Source organism: Acidobacteriota bacterium (assembly GCA_030697165.1).
GTDB lineage: Bacteria > Acidobacteriota > Vicinamibacteria > Vicinamibacterales > UBA2999 > 12-FULL-67-14b.
Window position 1 is genome coordinate 147,079 of record JAUYQQ010000011.1, and the last position, 14,772, is coordinate 161,850.

A 14,772-nucleotide genomic window follows, 5' to 3' on the forward strand; every position below is an offset into this window, starting at 1 on the left:
ATGTAGCATCCGGCTTTAGCCGGATTATTACGGCAACGCGAAGGCGTGGACCTTGCCTGGCCGATCCCCGCCTCAAGATGGGGTCTCTCGCGAGCGTTGCTGCGCCCAGAGCACCAGCAGCGTGACGCCGGTCAGCGGCAGCACGAACCCCAACATGGTCGACCCAAAGCTGCGGAGCGCGTCGTGCTGGGTGGCGGCTAGGCTCAGATAGGTTACGTAGACCACGTAGTAACCCAGGAACAGCGCCCCCTCCCAGCGCTCGATGCGGTACCCGGTGGCGAAGATCGGCAGGCAGGCAAAGGCAACCGCAATCATCACCGGGACGTCGAAAAACACCAGCGCCGGTGCCACCGAGAGCCCGCCCGGTGTGACAAGAGCGGCGATTCCCAGGATGCCCAGCAGATTGAACACGCTGCTGCCGACAACATTGCCGACGGCGATGTCACGCTCCCCGCGCATCGCCGCCACCACGGACGTAGCCAGTTCCGGGAGGCTGGTGCCCGCGGCCACGAACGTCAGGCCGATGACTGCCTCGCTGATCTCCAGCGCGCGAGCGATGGCCACGGCGCTGTCCACCAGCCACGTCGCGCCCAGCACCAGCAGGCCCAATCCTCCGAGTACGAAGACGATCTGCACCGGCAGGCGTGCCAGCCATCCCAACGTGGCGACGCCGAACCCCTTCTCATACTCGGCCTGCACGGCCGCGGCCTCCCGCCGGCCCTGCCGGATCACAAACACGGTGTAGGCGACTAGACCTCCGACCAGCAGCAGCCCATCGAACGGGCCGATTCGCCCATCCTGCGCCATCACCAGGACCAGCACGGACAGCCCGACCACCAGCGGCACCTCGAAGCGCACCAGCTGCTGTTGCACCAGCAGGGGGGCGATCAGCGCGGCCAGCCCGAGCACGACGAGCACGTTGAAGATGTTGCTCCCCACGACATTGGCGACGGCGAGGTCGGCCTGCCCGGCAAGTCCGGACTGCACGCTCACCGCCAGTTCCGGCGAGCTGGTGCCGGCGGCGACCACGGTCAGGCCGATCACCAGCGGGGAGATGCCGAAGCGCAGTGCCAGCCGCGACGCCCCGCGCACCAGCAGTTCGGCCCCCATCACCAGCCCCGCAAGACCCGCCACCAGAAACAGCCAGACCGTCAGTTCCACGGTTTCTCCCTCAGCGACGTGGCCAGTGCCTAAGGCACCGCGAAGCCGTGCACTTTACCCTTGCTGATCCCCGCCATCACCGCGATGTACTGCTTGCCCTCCAGCTCGTAGCTGATCGGCGTCGCGACGCCCTGGCCCAGCTGCGCTTCCCACAGCGTCTTGCCGCTCAGCGGATCGAGTGCGAAGAACTTGCCGCCCCCGTTGCCGACGAAGATCAGCTGCCCGGCCGTTGACAACGCGCCGCCGGCGGGCTGGAATGGAATTTTCCACGCGGCCTTCTGCCCAACCGGATCCCACGCCACGAAGAAGCCGCCAGGAGGCGGCGCCTTCGGGTCTGGCGGAGGCGGCGGAACGGGCTTGCTGCCCGCGGGCGTGCCGCGGCGAATGCCGAGGTTCCACTGCCCTTCCTTGAACTCGAACTTCTCTTCCATCGCAAATGCCGAGCTGGTTTCCTGGCCAGGGTAATAAACGAGCCCCGTGGTCGGGTTGAACGCCATGGGCGGCCAGTGGTGCGCGCCGACGGGCGACGGCGACAGTCGCACCGGCGTGAAGCGGTAGCGAGCCGCCTCGGTTTCGATCGGCCGGCCGGTGTCCATGTTGATGGACGTCGCCCACGAGGTGTAGACGTACGGCGCGCCCGAGATCAGCTTGCCGGTGGCACGATCCAGCACGTAGAAGAAGCCGTTCTTCGGCGCCTGCATCAGCACCTTTCGTACCTGCCCGGCAATGGTCAGGTCGGCCAGGATCATCGGCTGCGCCGAGTTGTAGTCCCAGTTGTCGCCGGGCACCGTCTGGTAATGCCACACGTACTTGCCGGTGTCGGCATTGAGCGCCACGATCGACGCCAGGTACAGGTTGTCGCCGCCGCCGGGGCTGCGGTGATTCGCGTTCCACGGCGAGCCGTTGCCCGTGCCGACGTAGACCAGGTTCAGCTCGGGGTCGTAGGCAATACCGTCCCACGGCGTGCCGCCGCCGCCGAACTTCCACCACTGGCCGGTCCAGGTCTTCGCCGCGGCCGCCATCGACTCGTCTTCGAAGGGCTTCGATGGATCGCCGGGAATCACATACCACTTCCAGGCCTGCTTGCCGGTGGCGGCATCGTAGGCGGCCAGGAAGCCGCGCACGCCGTACTCGGCGCCGCCCTGCCCAATCACGACCTTGCCCTTGATGATGCGCGGGGCGCCGGTGATGGTGTAGTCGGTGCCGGGAGGGGTCGTTTGCACCGCCCACACCGGCGCGCCGGTCTCCGCATCCAGCGCGACCAGGCGGCCATCAAGCAAGCCGACATAGATGCGACCGTCGTAGATGGCTGCGCCACGGTTCACCGGGCCGCAGCACGGGCGCGGCCCCATGGCGTCGAAGCCGCCGCGCACCAGTGCCGGGTCGTACTTCCACTTCACCTTCTTCGTGCGCAGATCGATGGCGTAGACCTGGCTCCAGGTTGACGTGCCGTAGAGCACGCCATCGAACACCAGCGGCGTGGTCTCGAGCTTGCCGTCCGACCCGACTTCGACCGCCCAGCTTTCCGCCAGCCTGGTCACATTGCTCTGATCGATCTGCTTGAGGGGACTGTGGTGCGTTTCCGCGTAATCGCGGCCGTAGCCGACCCAGTCGCCGTCGGCCGGCTTCAACAGGGTCGCATCGGTGACCTTCGGTGCCGCCTGTTGCCCCTGGAGGGCCGTAACCGCCACGCATCCAACCAGGCCGGCTGCCACCCAGCCCGCCCAACGCCTTGTCACGCTCATGAGGAAATCTCCCGCGCGAATTGTGCCATAGGTCGGGCGGGTAGGGCTGGTCGGGCGGCGTCGGGCTGGTTGGCATTTCTCGAAACGCGTGGGTTACTTGAAGAGCGACGCTTGGACGACAATCGACGTCGAAGTCCGCAAGACGGCGGCTCCGCTCCTGGGCCTCGCGAGGCAGCAGTCAAGCGCCCGCACCTGACGCTCCCACCCGCCGCACCAGCCCAACCCTACCAGCCCCACCTGCCTTGCCCGCCCTACGCCGCCCGACCAGCCCTACCCGCCCCACCTGCCCTACCAGGTAACTCCCGCAAGAAACTCGTTCAGGGCGGAGATCACAGTGTCCGGGACGTTGTGGCCGCCGTCGAACGGAACCCACGTGACGTTCAGGCCGGCCGCCTTGACCCGCGCCTGGAACCTCTCCATCGTCGCAAACGGCAGGACGCCGTCCCTGCGGCCGTGGGCAATGAAGACAGGCATCATCCGGCGGGCAGCGAACCCCTCGGCCCAGGCGGCCTCGTTCACGGTGGTGCCACCGAGCAGCACCAGCGCCGCCAACGGTTGATCGGTCTGGAAGGCAATCTCGGCACTGAGCATCGCTCCCTGCGAAAAGCCGCCGAGGATCACCGCGCCCGGTTCCTTCTCGATCAGGTTGCGCACCAGCCGCGAGGCCACCTTGATGCCGCCCGGATTGGCCGTCGAGAAGTCAGGGAAACGTTGCCCCGCGGGAATGTGCCCTTCGATGTTGAGCCACCACCAGCCCCGCCCGCCCATTGGACCTCGCAGCGGACCCTGTGGCAGTACCAAGCGCCCCTGTTGCGGGACCTGGAGCGTGTGCTCGAACTGCAACCAGTCGCCGCCCCTCGAGCCGTAGCCGTGCAGCAACACGAGCGAGGGCGGCCCCTCGCCGCCGCGGACAATGGCGTCCAGGGGCGCGACCTGCAGCCATAGCCAGAGGCCGGACAGTGACACCGAGGCGACGAGAGCGAGCAGAAGTAGCCAGCGTTTCATTAGCCCCCTTGTGGGCCCACTAAAGTGCGCCCCTACGCTCCTGACCCGCCCGACCAGCCCTACCCGCCCTATCTAGATCCTGTCGAAGTTCTTCTCGATCTCGCGACGGGTGATGCGCAACATCACCGGCCGTCCGTGGGGGCACACCGTCGAGTACGCGGTGGCGCGCAGCTCTTCGAGAATGTGATGCATCTTCTCGAGCGTCAGCGGGTAGTTGGCCTTGACGGCGGCGTGGCAAGCGGTAGTGGCCGCAATCTGCTTGATCGATTCCTCAAGTCGTAATCCGCGGTCGAGGCCTTCGAGGTCATCAGCCAGCGCGCGCAAAGCTGCCTCGCACTCATCGCGCGGCAGCAGCGCCGGCATGGCCGTCACCTTGATGCTGTCGCCGCCGAACTCCTCCACCTCGAAGCCGAACTTCGCCAGCGCCTCGGCTCGCGCAACCAGGGCATTGCGCTCGGCGGCCGGCAACTCGAGGATCATCGGCACCAACATGCCCTGGCTCTCGAGATTCTCGGTGGTGAGCCGCTGCATGATGCGCTCGAACAGCACGCGCTCGTGCGCCACGTGCTGGTCGATGATGCACAACCCCTCGTCGTCCATCGCGATGATGAAGGTGTCGCGGAACTGGCCGAGCGCGATCATGGGCCTTACGGCTGGTGGGGCAGGTTGGGCGGGTGGGGCCGGTAGGGCGGGTGCAACAGCCCCCCCACCAGCCCCACCAGCCTGACCCGCCCCGGTAGGCGCCCACCGGCTGGTAAAGCTCGCGCCAGCCAGCGCGCCGGGAATGGACGGCTGCAATGGCCGGCCCGCCAACACATCCGAGGTGTGAAGCGTCAGCTCGGGGGCGGGTCCTTTGCCGAGCGCATCGCCCAACGCGTGGCGCACCATCTGGTGCACCATCGACTGCTCGCGAAACCGCACCTCGGCCTTGGTCGGGTGCACATTCACGTCCACGCGGTCGGGCGGGATGTCGAGGAACAAGTGCACTTCGGGGCTGCGTTCCTTGTTGGTGGCGACGCTGTACGAATCCAGAATCGCGTGGGCGATCGTGCGGTCCTTCACGATCCGGCGGTTGACGAACACATGCTGGGGGCCGCGCACCGGGCCCTGCTCAGCCAGGGCGGCAATAAAGCCGTGCAGGCGCAGCCCCCCAAACTCGCGATCGACGGCGACCAGATCCTGGCGATCGCCGTAAAGCTGATAGAGCCGGTCCGACAAGCTTGCCACCGGCGGCACCGCCAGGACCTTCCGCCCGGTGCTGATCAGCGTGAAGCCGACCTCTGGGTAGCAAAGCGCCAGCTGCGTGACGAACCGCGAGACCTGCGCGGCCTCGGCCGCGTCGGACTTCAGGAACTTCCGGCGCGCCGGCAGGTTGTAGAAGACGTCGGCGACTTCCACCAGCGTGCCTTCCGGGCCGCCCGACTCGACCACCGACTCGATAATGCCGGCGTTGACGCGGATCTCAGTACCGCTGTCGCTCCCCCGCGCGCGCGTGCGCAGGCGGAAATGCGACACCGAGGCCATCGATGGCAACGCTTCCCCGCGGAACCCCAGGGTGACGATCGCGCCCAGGTCGTCGGCACGCTTGATCTTGCTGGTGGCATGGCGCTCGAGGCAGAGCCGCGCATCGTCCGGATCCATGCCGATGCCATCGTCCTCGACCCGAATCAGCTTCTTGCCGCCGTATTCCACGGTGATGGTGATTCGTGTCGCCTTCGCGTCGATGGCGTTCTCGATCAGTTCCTTGACGACCGAGGCCGGCCGCTCGACCACTTCACCGGCCGCAATCTGGTTGGCCAGGTCTTCGGGCAGACGCGTGATCCGGCCCACTACCACCACCCCGACTTGCGGAACCACGCGAACAGCCCGGCGCTCGACAGCATCATCACCAGGATGATCTCCCAGAACAGCCACTCAGGCCGGCCGAAGAACGTCGGCAACGGCACGTTCATGCCGAACAACCCGGTGATCACGGTCATCGGACCGAACAGCGTGGCGATCACGGCCAGCACTTTCGAGACGTCGGCCAGGCGATTGGAGACGCTCGCCAGGTGCGCATCGAGAATGCCGGTGACCCGATCGTGAAACATGATGCCGTCGTCCGCCATGCGCGCGAACTGATCGTAGACGTCCCGGAACCGGTAGGCCATTTCCTGGTTGATGATCTCGAACTCGCGCCGGGCCAGCCGCCCCACCGCATCGCGCTGCGGCACCAGGATGCGCCTGAGCGCCGTGATGTCGCGCTTGATGGCCAGGATGTCGCCGACCGTGGCGGACGCCGTGTCCTCAATCACGCGATCTTCGATGTCGTTGAGCCGCTCTTCGACCTCATCCACTTCCGGCCGGTAGTGGTCAACCATGGTGTCCACAATCCGGTGAAACAGCGCGACCGGGCCTTCGGCCAGCACGTGGTCGGTCCGGCCGCACAGCTCGCTGACGTGCTCGATGCTGCGCCGCTTGCCGTCGTGCACGGTGACGAGGAAGTTGGCGGAAAGAAAGAAGTCGGTTTCGTGCGTCTCGAAGCGATGCTCCGCGGCATCGAAGTTGATGCCGTGCAGCACGACGTACAGATACTTGCCGTAGCTTTCAACCTTCGGGCTGGTCTCGCGCTGCACCGCCGCCTCGACAGCCAGCGGGTGGAGGCCGAAGTCGCTTCGCAGGACCTCGGCGTCCGCCTCCGTGGGTTCACTGACATCCGCCCACACCACGACCTCGCTGCCAGAGGCGAGCCAGGCCGGGTCGAGGCGGTCGACCTGTTCGGTGCAACCGCCTCGGTGGACGAAGTAGCGAATCAATCCCCGACCTTGACGCTCAGCGCGGCCTGTGCCGCCGCCAGCCGCGCCACCGGCACGCGGTACGGCGAGCAGCTCACGTAGTCGAGGCCGACCTGGTGGAAGAAGTGGATCGACGAGGGATCGCCGCCGTGCTCGCCGCAAATGCCGAGCTTCAGCGACGGGTTGGCGACGCGGCCCTTGGCCACGGCCATGGCGACGAGCTGGCCCGTGCCGGCGGCATCGAAGGTCGCAAACGGATCGCGCTCCAGGATCTTGCGATCCTGATAGACCCGCAGGAACTTGCCGACGTCATCGCGCGAGAACCCGAAGGTCATCTGGGTCAGGTCGTTGGTGCCGAACGAGAAGAACTCGGCCTCCAGCGCCACCGCGTCGGCGGTCAGCGCGCCCCGCGGCACTTCGATCATGGTGCCGACCAGGTACTTGATCTTGATGCCCTGCTCCTTGAGCACCTGCCCCGCCACGCGGTGGACCACGGCCTTCTGGTCGCGCAACTCGCGCACGTCGCCGACCAGCGGAATCATGATCTCGGGGACGATCTTCAGCCCCTCCTTGTTGAGCTTGCAGGCCGCTTCCATGATGGCGCGGGTTTGCATTTCAGTGATCTCGGGATAGGTGATGCCGAGACGCACGCCGCGGTGGCCGAGCATGGGGTTGAACTCGTGCAGCTGCTCGACGCGCGACAGCAGCGCCTTCTTCTCTTCCAACTCCTTGCCCTTGACGCCCTTGGTCTCCAGTACGGCGACCTCCACCATCAGGTCCTCGCGCTTGGGCAGGAACTCGTGCAGCGGCGGGTCAATGGTGCGGATGGTCACGGCCGTGCCCTTCATGGCCTTGAACACGCCGTAGAAGTCCTCGCGCTGCATCGGCAGCAGTTCGTCGAGCGCCGCGCGACGATCGGCCTCGGTCTCGGCGAGGATCATCCGCTGGACGATGGGAATGCGGCCTTCGCCGAAGAACATGTGCTCGGTGCGGCACAATCCGATGCCTCGGGCGCCGAAGGCATAGGCGATCTCGGCCTGATCCGGCTGGTCGGCGTTGGCGCGCACGCCCAGGCGGCGGAACCGATCGGCCCATTCGAGCAGCGTGTGGAAGCGCTGGTAGATCGGCGAGTCGGCCGGCTTCATCTTGCCGGCAATCACCTGCAGGATCTCGCTCGGCTGTGACGCCACCTTGGCGAGCTTGACCTCGCCCGACAGGCCGTCGAACGCGACGTAGTCGCCCTCTTTGACGGTCTGGCCGTTGACGGTGAACGACTTGCCATGCTCGTTGATGCGCAGTTCGCCGGCGCCGACAATCGACGGCTTGCCCATCTGGCGACCGACGACGGCGGCGTGAGAGGTCATGCCGCCGGTGGCGGTGAGAATGCCCTGCGACACCCACATGCCATGAATGTCGTCGGGCACCGTTTCACGACGGACCAGGATGACCGGCTCGCCCTTGTTCGACCACTCGACCGCGGTCTCCGACGAGAACACCGCCTTGCCGCACGCCGCGCCGGGTGAGGCCGGCAAACCGCGCGTCACGACCGCAATGCTCTTCCATTCCTTCTGGTCGAAGCCGGGCGCGAGTAACTGCGACAGCGCTTCCGGATCGACCAGCAGGATCGCTTCCTTCGGCGTGACCAGCTTCTCTTTCGCCATGTCCGTGGCAATCACGACCGCGGCGTAGCCGGTGCGCTTGCCGCTGCGCGTCTGCAGCATGTACAGCGTCTCGTCCTGGATGGTGAACTCGAAGTCCTGGATGTCTTTGTAGTTGCGCTCGAGGCGCGTGGTGATGTCGCGCAGCTGCTTGTACGCCTTGGGCATCACGCGCTCGAGTTCCTTGATCGGCTGCGGCGTGCGAATGCCGGCGACCACGTCCTCGCCCTGCGCGTTGATCAGGAACTCGCCGAAGAACTCCTTGGCGCCGGTGGCGGGATTACGCGTAAAGCCCACGCCCGTGCCCGAGCGATCGCCGGTGTTGCCGAACACCATCATCTGCACGTTGACGGCGGTGCCGATCGAGTCCGGGATGTCATAGATGCGGCGGTATTCCTTCGCCCGCGCGTTGTTCCACGATCGGAACACGGCGTTGCGCGCGCCGCGCAACTGCTCCATCGGGTCCTGCGGGAACGGCTTCTTGGTCTTGTCCTTGACGATCTTCTTGAAGGCCGCTACGACCTCGCGCAGGGCCGTCTCGTCCAGGTCGGTATCCATCTGCGCGCCCTTGGCGTGCTTGACGGCTTCGAACTCGTGCTCGAACGCTGCCTTCGGAATCTCGAGCACGACGCTGCCGAACATCTGCATGAAGCGGCGATAGCTGTCGAAGGCAAAACGGCCGTTGCCGGTCCACGCCTTCAGGCCCTCGACAGTATCGTCGTTCAGGCCGAGGTTGAGAATGGTGTCCATCATGCCGGGCATCGAAAACTTCGCGCCCGACCGCACCGACACGAGCAGCGGCTTCTTGGCCGACCCGAGGGTGGCCCCGGCCGCCTTCTCGAGCTTGCGCAGCTCCTTGACCATCTCGGTCTCGATGTTCGCCGGCAGCTTGTTGCCGCTCGCGGAGTAGATGTTGCAGGCATCAGTGGAGATGGTGAACCCGGCCGGCACCGGCAATCCGGCCCTGGTCATCCCGGCCAGGCCCGCGCCCTTGCCGCCGAGCGTGTCCTTCATCGACCGATCGCCGTCAGCCTTCCCGTTGCCGAAGAAATACACGAATTTCTTGCTGGTGCCTCGGGTGCCTTTGGTGCCTCGGGCCGTCTTCGTGGCCTTGGTGACCTTCTTCTTCGCGTCCTTCGTGGTTCTCTTCTTCGCCATGTGCGATTTCTACTCCTGCTTGTCCGCTTCGGGAACGATTTCTGAAACATCTGCCAGTTGAAGGATCGAACCCTCCAACCGCTTCAACAGCCGAAGCCGCGCGTCACGCAGCTTCAGGTCGTCGGCCATCACCATCACATCGTCGAAAAACTTCGCCACCGCCGGGCCGGCCTTGGCCGCCTCGGCAAACGCCTGGCGGTAGCCGCTGCCAGCGGCGACCGCACCTGCAATCACGGGGGCCAGACGATTGATCTCAAGCTCGAGGGCCAGTTCGGACGGGTCGGTCAGCGTCCCGCCCAGGCTCGGCGCGGCCTCATCGAGGTTCCTGGCGATGTTCTTCACGCGCTTGAAGAGCACCGCCAGTTGCTTGAAGTCCGGCGATTCCGTGAACTCAGGCAGGGATTCCAACTTGCGGCGTGCCACGAGCGGGCTGACGTTTGCCGGCGCCCCATGGGTCACTGCCCGCACGTTGCGGGTGTCAGAGCCGCGCTGCTCGAGCACGAAACGTACGCGGTCGATCATGAACGACCAGAACGCATCGTCCAGGCCATCGGTCTTCACCAGCTGGCCGAGCGTCAGGCTCAAGTCGAGCCCGGTCAGCTCGGGCAGGTCCACGAGGATGCGCACAAGGCCCTGGGCCGCGCGGCGCAGACCGTATGGGTCGCGCGACCCGGTCGGCCGCTCCCCCGCCGAGAACATGCCGGTCACGGTATCGAGCTTGTCGGCCAGAGCCACCGCCGCCCAGGTGACGGCGGCCGCGCCGAGCTGTTCCCTGGTCGGCGGCGCGGTCGCCTCCACGCTTACCGGCAGGTAATGGAAGTAAATCGCCTTCCAGACTTCTTCGGGCCGGCCGTCTTCGCGCGCGTAGATGCCGCCCATGACACCCTGCAACTCGGTGAGCTCGCGCACCATGTCGGTGGCGAGATCCGCCTTGCACAGGCGTCCGGCCTCGGCCGCGTGGTCAGCGAGATCGGGGCGGCCCAGCACGTCGGCACAAATCCAGCGCGCCAGCGCTTCGACGCGCGTGGCCTTCTCCTGGTAGCTGCCCAGCTTCTTGTGGAACAACACCGTGCTCAGGCGATCGGTGTACGCCGCCAGCGGCTGTTTGCGATCGGCATCAAAGAAGAAGCGCGCATCGCGCAACCGCGCCGTGAGCACGCGCTCCATGTTGTGCGCGATCACGTCCGGCTGCTCGGGCTGCATGTTGAGCACGGCCAGGAACACCGGCATCAGCTTGCCGTGGTCGGTGTTGACCGGGAAGAAATGCTGGTGGTGAATCATCGTCGTGGTCAGCACCTCTTCGGGGAGCTTCAGGAACTCATCCGCAAACGTGCCCGACACCACGACCGGGTACTCGACCAGGTCCGGCACTTCCTCGAGCACGCCCTGGCCGACCAGGGCGCGGGCGACGCGGCCGCCGCGGCGGCGCGCTTCGGCGTCGAGCTCGCGGACAATGCGGTCGTGCCGTTCGCTGCGCTCGAGCACGACGAAGTTCTCGCCCAAGCGCTTGCGGAAATCGTCGAAGTTCTTGACCTTGATGGCCCGGCCCGGCCGGCCGCTGGTGGTCAGGAACCGATGGCCATAGGTCGACGCACCGGCGCTGATATCGAGGACCCGCGAGTCGTGAGCCGCTGCGGTGCGGCCGATGATGAACGGGACGACCCGGCCCCCGTAGAGATACAGGATCCAGCGAATGGGCCGGCCGAACGGCAACTCGCCCTTGCCGTCGGTCAGGGCCGCGTCCCATCGCATTTGTTTCGGGAACGACAGGGCTCGCAGCACGCCCGCGAGAACGTCGGGCAGCACGTCACTGGCCGTCTTGCCGCGCTGGTGCTTGCGCACGCCGATGTACTCGCCCTTCGGCGTCGTGATGCGCTCAATCTGATCGTCGGCGACGCCCTGCTTCTTCGCAAAGCCGGCGCCGGCCGGGGTCAACCCCCCGTCCTTGAACGCGGCCGAGACGGGCGGCCCCATCACCAGCTCTTCGAGGTCGGACTGGCGCTCGCCGATCCTGCCAGCATGGGCGATGAGCCGACGCGGCGTGCTGTAGGTCCGCACCGGCTCGTCGATCGACAGCCGCGCTTCTTTCAGCTTGGCCTCGAGCGCCTGGCCGATCTGCGCGGTCAGCCCGGGCAACCAGCTGGCCGGAATCTCCTCCGTGCCAATTTCAAGCAGCAGTTCGCGCTCCACGTCAGGCTCCCGGCTCGGCCGCCACAGGCTGCTGCTGGGCTGCGTATTCTTTGCAGATGGCGATGGCGAGCTGGCGCACCCGCAGGATGTAGGCCGTGCGCTCGGTCACGCCGACGCTCCCGCTCGAGTCGAGCAGGTTGAACAGGTGCGAGCACTTCAAGCAGTACTCGAGCGCCGGCAACAGCAGGCCGCCCTTGAACAGTTCCTCGCCGAACTTGAAGCACTCGTCGAACTGCTGGCGATGGAACGACGAGAAGCGCTCGCGCGCGATCCCGGTCCCCTGGTTGAAGGCGTACTTCGACTGCTCCACCTCTTCGCGCAGGCGCACGTCGCCGTACGACTTGCCGCCGCCCCACGCGAGGTCGAACACGTTGTCCACCTTCTGCAGGAACATGGCGATGCGTTCGAGGCCATAGGTGATCTCGGCCGCGATCGGCGACAGGTCGGTACCGCCCACCTGCTGGAAGTAGGTGAACTGCGTAATCTCCATGCCGTCGAGCATGACTTGCCAGCCAATGCCCCACGCGCCGAGCGTCGGCGACTCCCAGTTGTCTTCTTCGAACCGGATGTCGTGCTGGCGCGGGTTGATGCCGACCGCCTCGAGGCTGTCGAGATAGATCTGTTGGACCTCGTCGGGCGACGGCTTGAGGATGACCTGCAGCTGGTGATGCTTGAACAGCCGATTCGGATTCTGCCCAAACCGCCCATCGTCGGGACGCCGCGACGGCTGCACGTAGGCGACGTTCCACGGCGTCGGCCCGAGCACGCGCAGCAGGGTCTCGGGGTGCGAGGTGCCGGCGCCCACTTCGAGGTCGAGCGGTTGCTGGATCAGGCAGCCCTGCGAGGCCCAGAAATGCTGGAGCTTGAGAATGAGGTCCTGGAACGTCACGGGATTCTACGAACGCCGCAGTTCGTTCAACACGCGAACGGACCGGGGTTCCCTGTCGAGGTGCATCGTAATCAGCTTCCGGTGAATCAGTTCAATCTCTCGCAGGACCCGGCTGGTGGCGCCCAACGAATCTACATCGCGCGGGCCGATGCGCCGCACGCCGTCCAGGAACAGGGCCGCCCCGCTCGACAGCCGCAGGTCGGACGGATACACCCCCTGCAGCCGCAACAGCCAGCACTCGAAGTACCGCGCGAGCGCCTCGACCGGCGTGCCAGTGACCAGCGCTTCGAGCGCCGAGGTACCCAGCCGATACAGCCGTTCGTCCACATCCGCGTCGGCCGCCCACTCGTCGATCAACTCGGCGAAGTAGTGGCTGTAACCGAGCGCTTCCGGGCTGGGCGACGACAGCGGCGACCGCACCGGTTCCGCGTAGTTCAACCCGACCAGCTCGCGACGCTCTTTCTCGAAGTACGAAACGCGCACTTCCGTGAGCGGCTCGAGCGCGGCGCCAAACCGTTTGCGCGACTTTCTCGCATTGGGTGCCACGCCCCGCTTCTTGCCCCGATCGCGCGTCAAAAAGACCACGATGCGGTCGGCTTCGCCCAACTTATAGGTGCGGAGGACGAGGGCCTCGGCCGTGTACAGAGGCATGCCGTAGCCGCCTATTGTACTCGGAGGCAACCACGATGACGCGAAGCGCACGAAGATTGGCCTTCTTCGTGTTTTTCGTGACTTCGTGGTTTCTATTGGATCAGATACCGCAGGAATATCGTGGCCAGCCCCAGGAACGAGGCAAACCCGACGACGTCGGTGAAGGTGGTGATGAAGACCGACGACCCCAGGGCCGGATCCACCTTCATGGCCTTCAGCCCGAGGGGCACGAGCACGCCGGCCGTGGCCGCGACAAACATGTTGCAAACCATGGCCATGCCCAGCAGCAGCGCCAGAATCGGGTCGGCCTTGGTCGCCCAGGCCACACCGGCCGCGACAATGCCAAGGGCGAACCCGTTGCCCAGGCCGATCAACGCCTCTTTGGCCAGGACCTTCTTGCCCGATTCCCAGCTGAGCTCGCCGAGCGCCAGGCCGCGGACAATGACCGTCAGCGTCTGGGTGCCGGCGTTGCCGCCCATGCCGGCCACGATCGGCATGAAGATGGCCAGCGCCGTCACCTGCTGAATGGTGCCCTCGAAGAGTGCCACCACCGAGGCGGCGAGAAACGCCGTCACCAGATTCGCCAGCAGCCACGGTAGCCGCTTGGGAAACGCTTCCGAGGCCGGGGTCGTGACCCGCTCGTCACCCGACACGCCGGCCAGGCGCAACAGGTCTTCGCTGGCCTCGTCCTTGATGACGTCGATGACGTCGTCCACGGTGACCACGCCGACGAGCTTGCTTTCTTCGTCGACGACCGGCACGGCCAGCAGGTTGTACGACGCCACCTGCCGCGCGACCTCTTCCTGGTCGGTATCGACGCGGACGCTGGTGACTTCCGGCGTCATGATGCGCTTGAGCGGCGTCTCTGGCGAGACCAGCAGCAACCGGCGCAGCGAGGTCACCCCCACGAGGTGACGCCGGGCGTCGACGACGTAGAGGTAGAACACCATCTCGACATCGCGAGCGCCCTGCAGCGCGGTAATGGCTTCGGCCACCGTCAGGTCTTCGCTGCAGGCGAACACCTGGGGGTTCATGATGCGGCCGGCCGTCTGCTCGCCGTATTCGAGCAGGCTTTCGACCTGGCCCGACTCGCGGCGCCGCATCAACTCCAGGACTTCGGTCGACAGCTCATCAGGCAAGTAGTCGATCAACGCCGCCGCGTCGTCCGAGGCAATTTCCTGCAGCAGCCTGGCGATCTCTTCGGCGGACCGGCCGGTCAGCAGCTTGGCGCCCTCTTCGGGGCCCATTTCGCTGACGGTTTCCATGGCGAGGCGGCCGCTGCGCTCGGCCAGCAGCGAGAACACCGCATGCCGCTCGGTCTCGAGCAGCGCGGCGAACACGGGCGCCAGGTCGGCCGGGTGTTGTTTCTGGAGCAGGTTCAGGAGATTGGCCGTCGCGCCAATGCGGAGCAGCCGCTTGACAGAGTCGAGGACGACGTCGATTCGGCGGGACACGGCCATGCGATTCGAGCAAATTTAGCACGGTCCGCCTAAAGGCGGACGCCACATTGATACCCGGTCCGCCTAAAGGCGGACGCTACA

At 66.1% G+C, this 14,772-nt stretch carries 10 protein-coding genes; all 10 read right to left on the reverse strand.

The features are described from left to right. Positions 1-72: 72 nt before the first annotated feature. The 10 genes from Q8T13_12090 to mgtE all read right to left on the reverse strand — a co-directional run bounded on the left by Q8T13_12090 (position 73) and on the right by mgtE (position 14,685). Positions 73-1,155 (reverse strand): calcium/sodium antiporter, encoded by a 1,083-nt coding sequence (locus Q8T13_12090; GenBank protein MDP3718495.1) that lies wholly within the window; start codon positions 1,153-1,155, stop codon positions 73-75. A 35-nt stretch (positions 1,156-1,190) separates the two neighbouring features. Beyond that, on the reverse strand, positions 1,191-2,906 hold the full coding sequence (locus tag Q8T13_12095) for a PQQ-dependent dehydrogenase, methanol/ethanol family (protein ID MDP3718496.1): 1,716 nt from the start codon (positions 2,904-2,906) through the stop codon (positions 1,191-1,193). 288 nt (positions 2,907-3,194) lie between these two features. Continuing rightward, positions 3,195-3,911: an alpha/beta fold hydrolase gene (locus tag Q8T13_12100; GenBank protein ID MDP3718497.1), complete on the reverse strand. Its 717-nt coding sequence runs from the start codon at positions 3,909-3,911 to the stop codon at positions 3,195-3,197. A 72-nt stretch (positions 3,912-3,983) separates the two neighbouring features. Continuing rightward, entirely contained in the window at positions 3,984-5,768 is a 1,785-nt protein-coding gene (gene mutL, locus Q8T13_12105) for a DNA mismatch repair endonuclease MutL (GenBank protein ID MDP3718498.1), read from the reverse strand. Next, positions 5,741-6,706 (reverse strand): magnesium transporter CorA family protein, encoded by a 966-nt coding sequence (locus Q8T13_12110; protein MDP3718499.1) that lies wholly within the window; start codon positions 6,704-6,706, stop codon positions 5,741-5,743. The genes mutL and Q8T13_12110 overlap by 28 nt, the downstream gene beginning before the upstream one ends. Beyond that, on the reverse strand, positions 6,703-9,501 hold the full coding sequence (gene ppdK, locus Q8T13_12115) for a pyruvate, phosphate dikinase (protein ID MDP3718500.1): 2,799 nt from the start codon (positions 9,499-9,501) through the stop codon (positions 6,703-6,705). The genes Q8T13_12110 and ppdK overlap by 4 nt, the downstream gene beginning before the upstream one ends. 9 nt (positions 9,502-9,510) lie before the next feature. After that, positions 9,511-11,691 (reverse strand): glycine--tRNA ligase subunit beta, encoded by a 2,181-nt coding sequence (glyS, locus tag Q8T13_12120; protein MDP3718501.1) that lies wholly within the window; start codon positions 11,689-11,691, stop codon positions 9,511-9,513. A 1-nt stretch (position 11,692) separates the two neighbouring features. Next, positions 11,693-12,580 (reverse strand): glycine--tRNA ligase subunit alpha, encoded by an 888-nt coding sequence (locus tag Q8T13_12125; GenBank protein MDP3718502.1) that lies wholly within the window; start codon positions 12,578-12,580, stop codon positions 11,693-11,695. A 6-nt stretch (positions 12,581-12,586) separates the two neighbouring features. Continuing rightward, the gene (gene recO / locus Q8T13_12130) at positions 12,587-13,231 is read right to left on the reverse strand and encodes a DNA repair protein RecO (GenBank protein MDP3718503.1); all 645 of its coding nucleotides are present in this window, start codon (positions 13,229-13,231) and stop codon (positions 12,587-12,589) included. A gap of 92 nt (positions 13,232-13,323) precedes the next feature. Beyond that, a complete protein-coding gene (mgtE, locus tag Q8T13_12135) occupies positions 13,324-14,685 on the reverse strand; it encodes a magnesium transporter (protein ID MDP3718504.1) in 1,362 nt (453 codons plus the stop codon). Positions 14,686-14,772 lie beyond the last annotated feature (87 nt).

Excerpts from the sequence above, each read along its gene's own strand:
- Q8T13_12095 (MDP3718496.1), bottom strand. The coding sequence starts at position 2,906 with ATGAGCGTGACAAGGCGTTGGGCGGGCTGGGTGGCAGCCGGCCTGGTT.
- Q8T13_12100 (MDP3718497.1), bottom strand. The coding sequence starts at position 3,911 with ATGAAACGCTGGCTACTTCTGCTCGCTCTCGTCGCCTCGGTGTCACTG.
- ppdK (MDP3718500.1), bottom strand. The coding sequence starts at position 9,501 with ATGGCGAAGAAGAGAACCACGAAGGACGCGAAGAAGAAGGTCACCAAG.
- recO (MDP3718503.1), bottom strand. The coding sequence starts at position 13,231 with ATGCCTCTGTACACGGCCGAGGCCCTCGTCCTCCGCACCTATAAGTTG.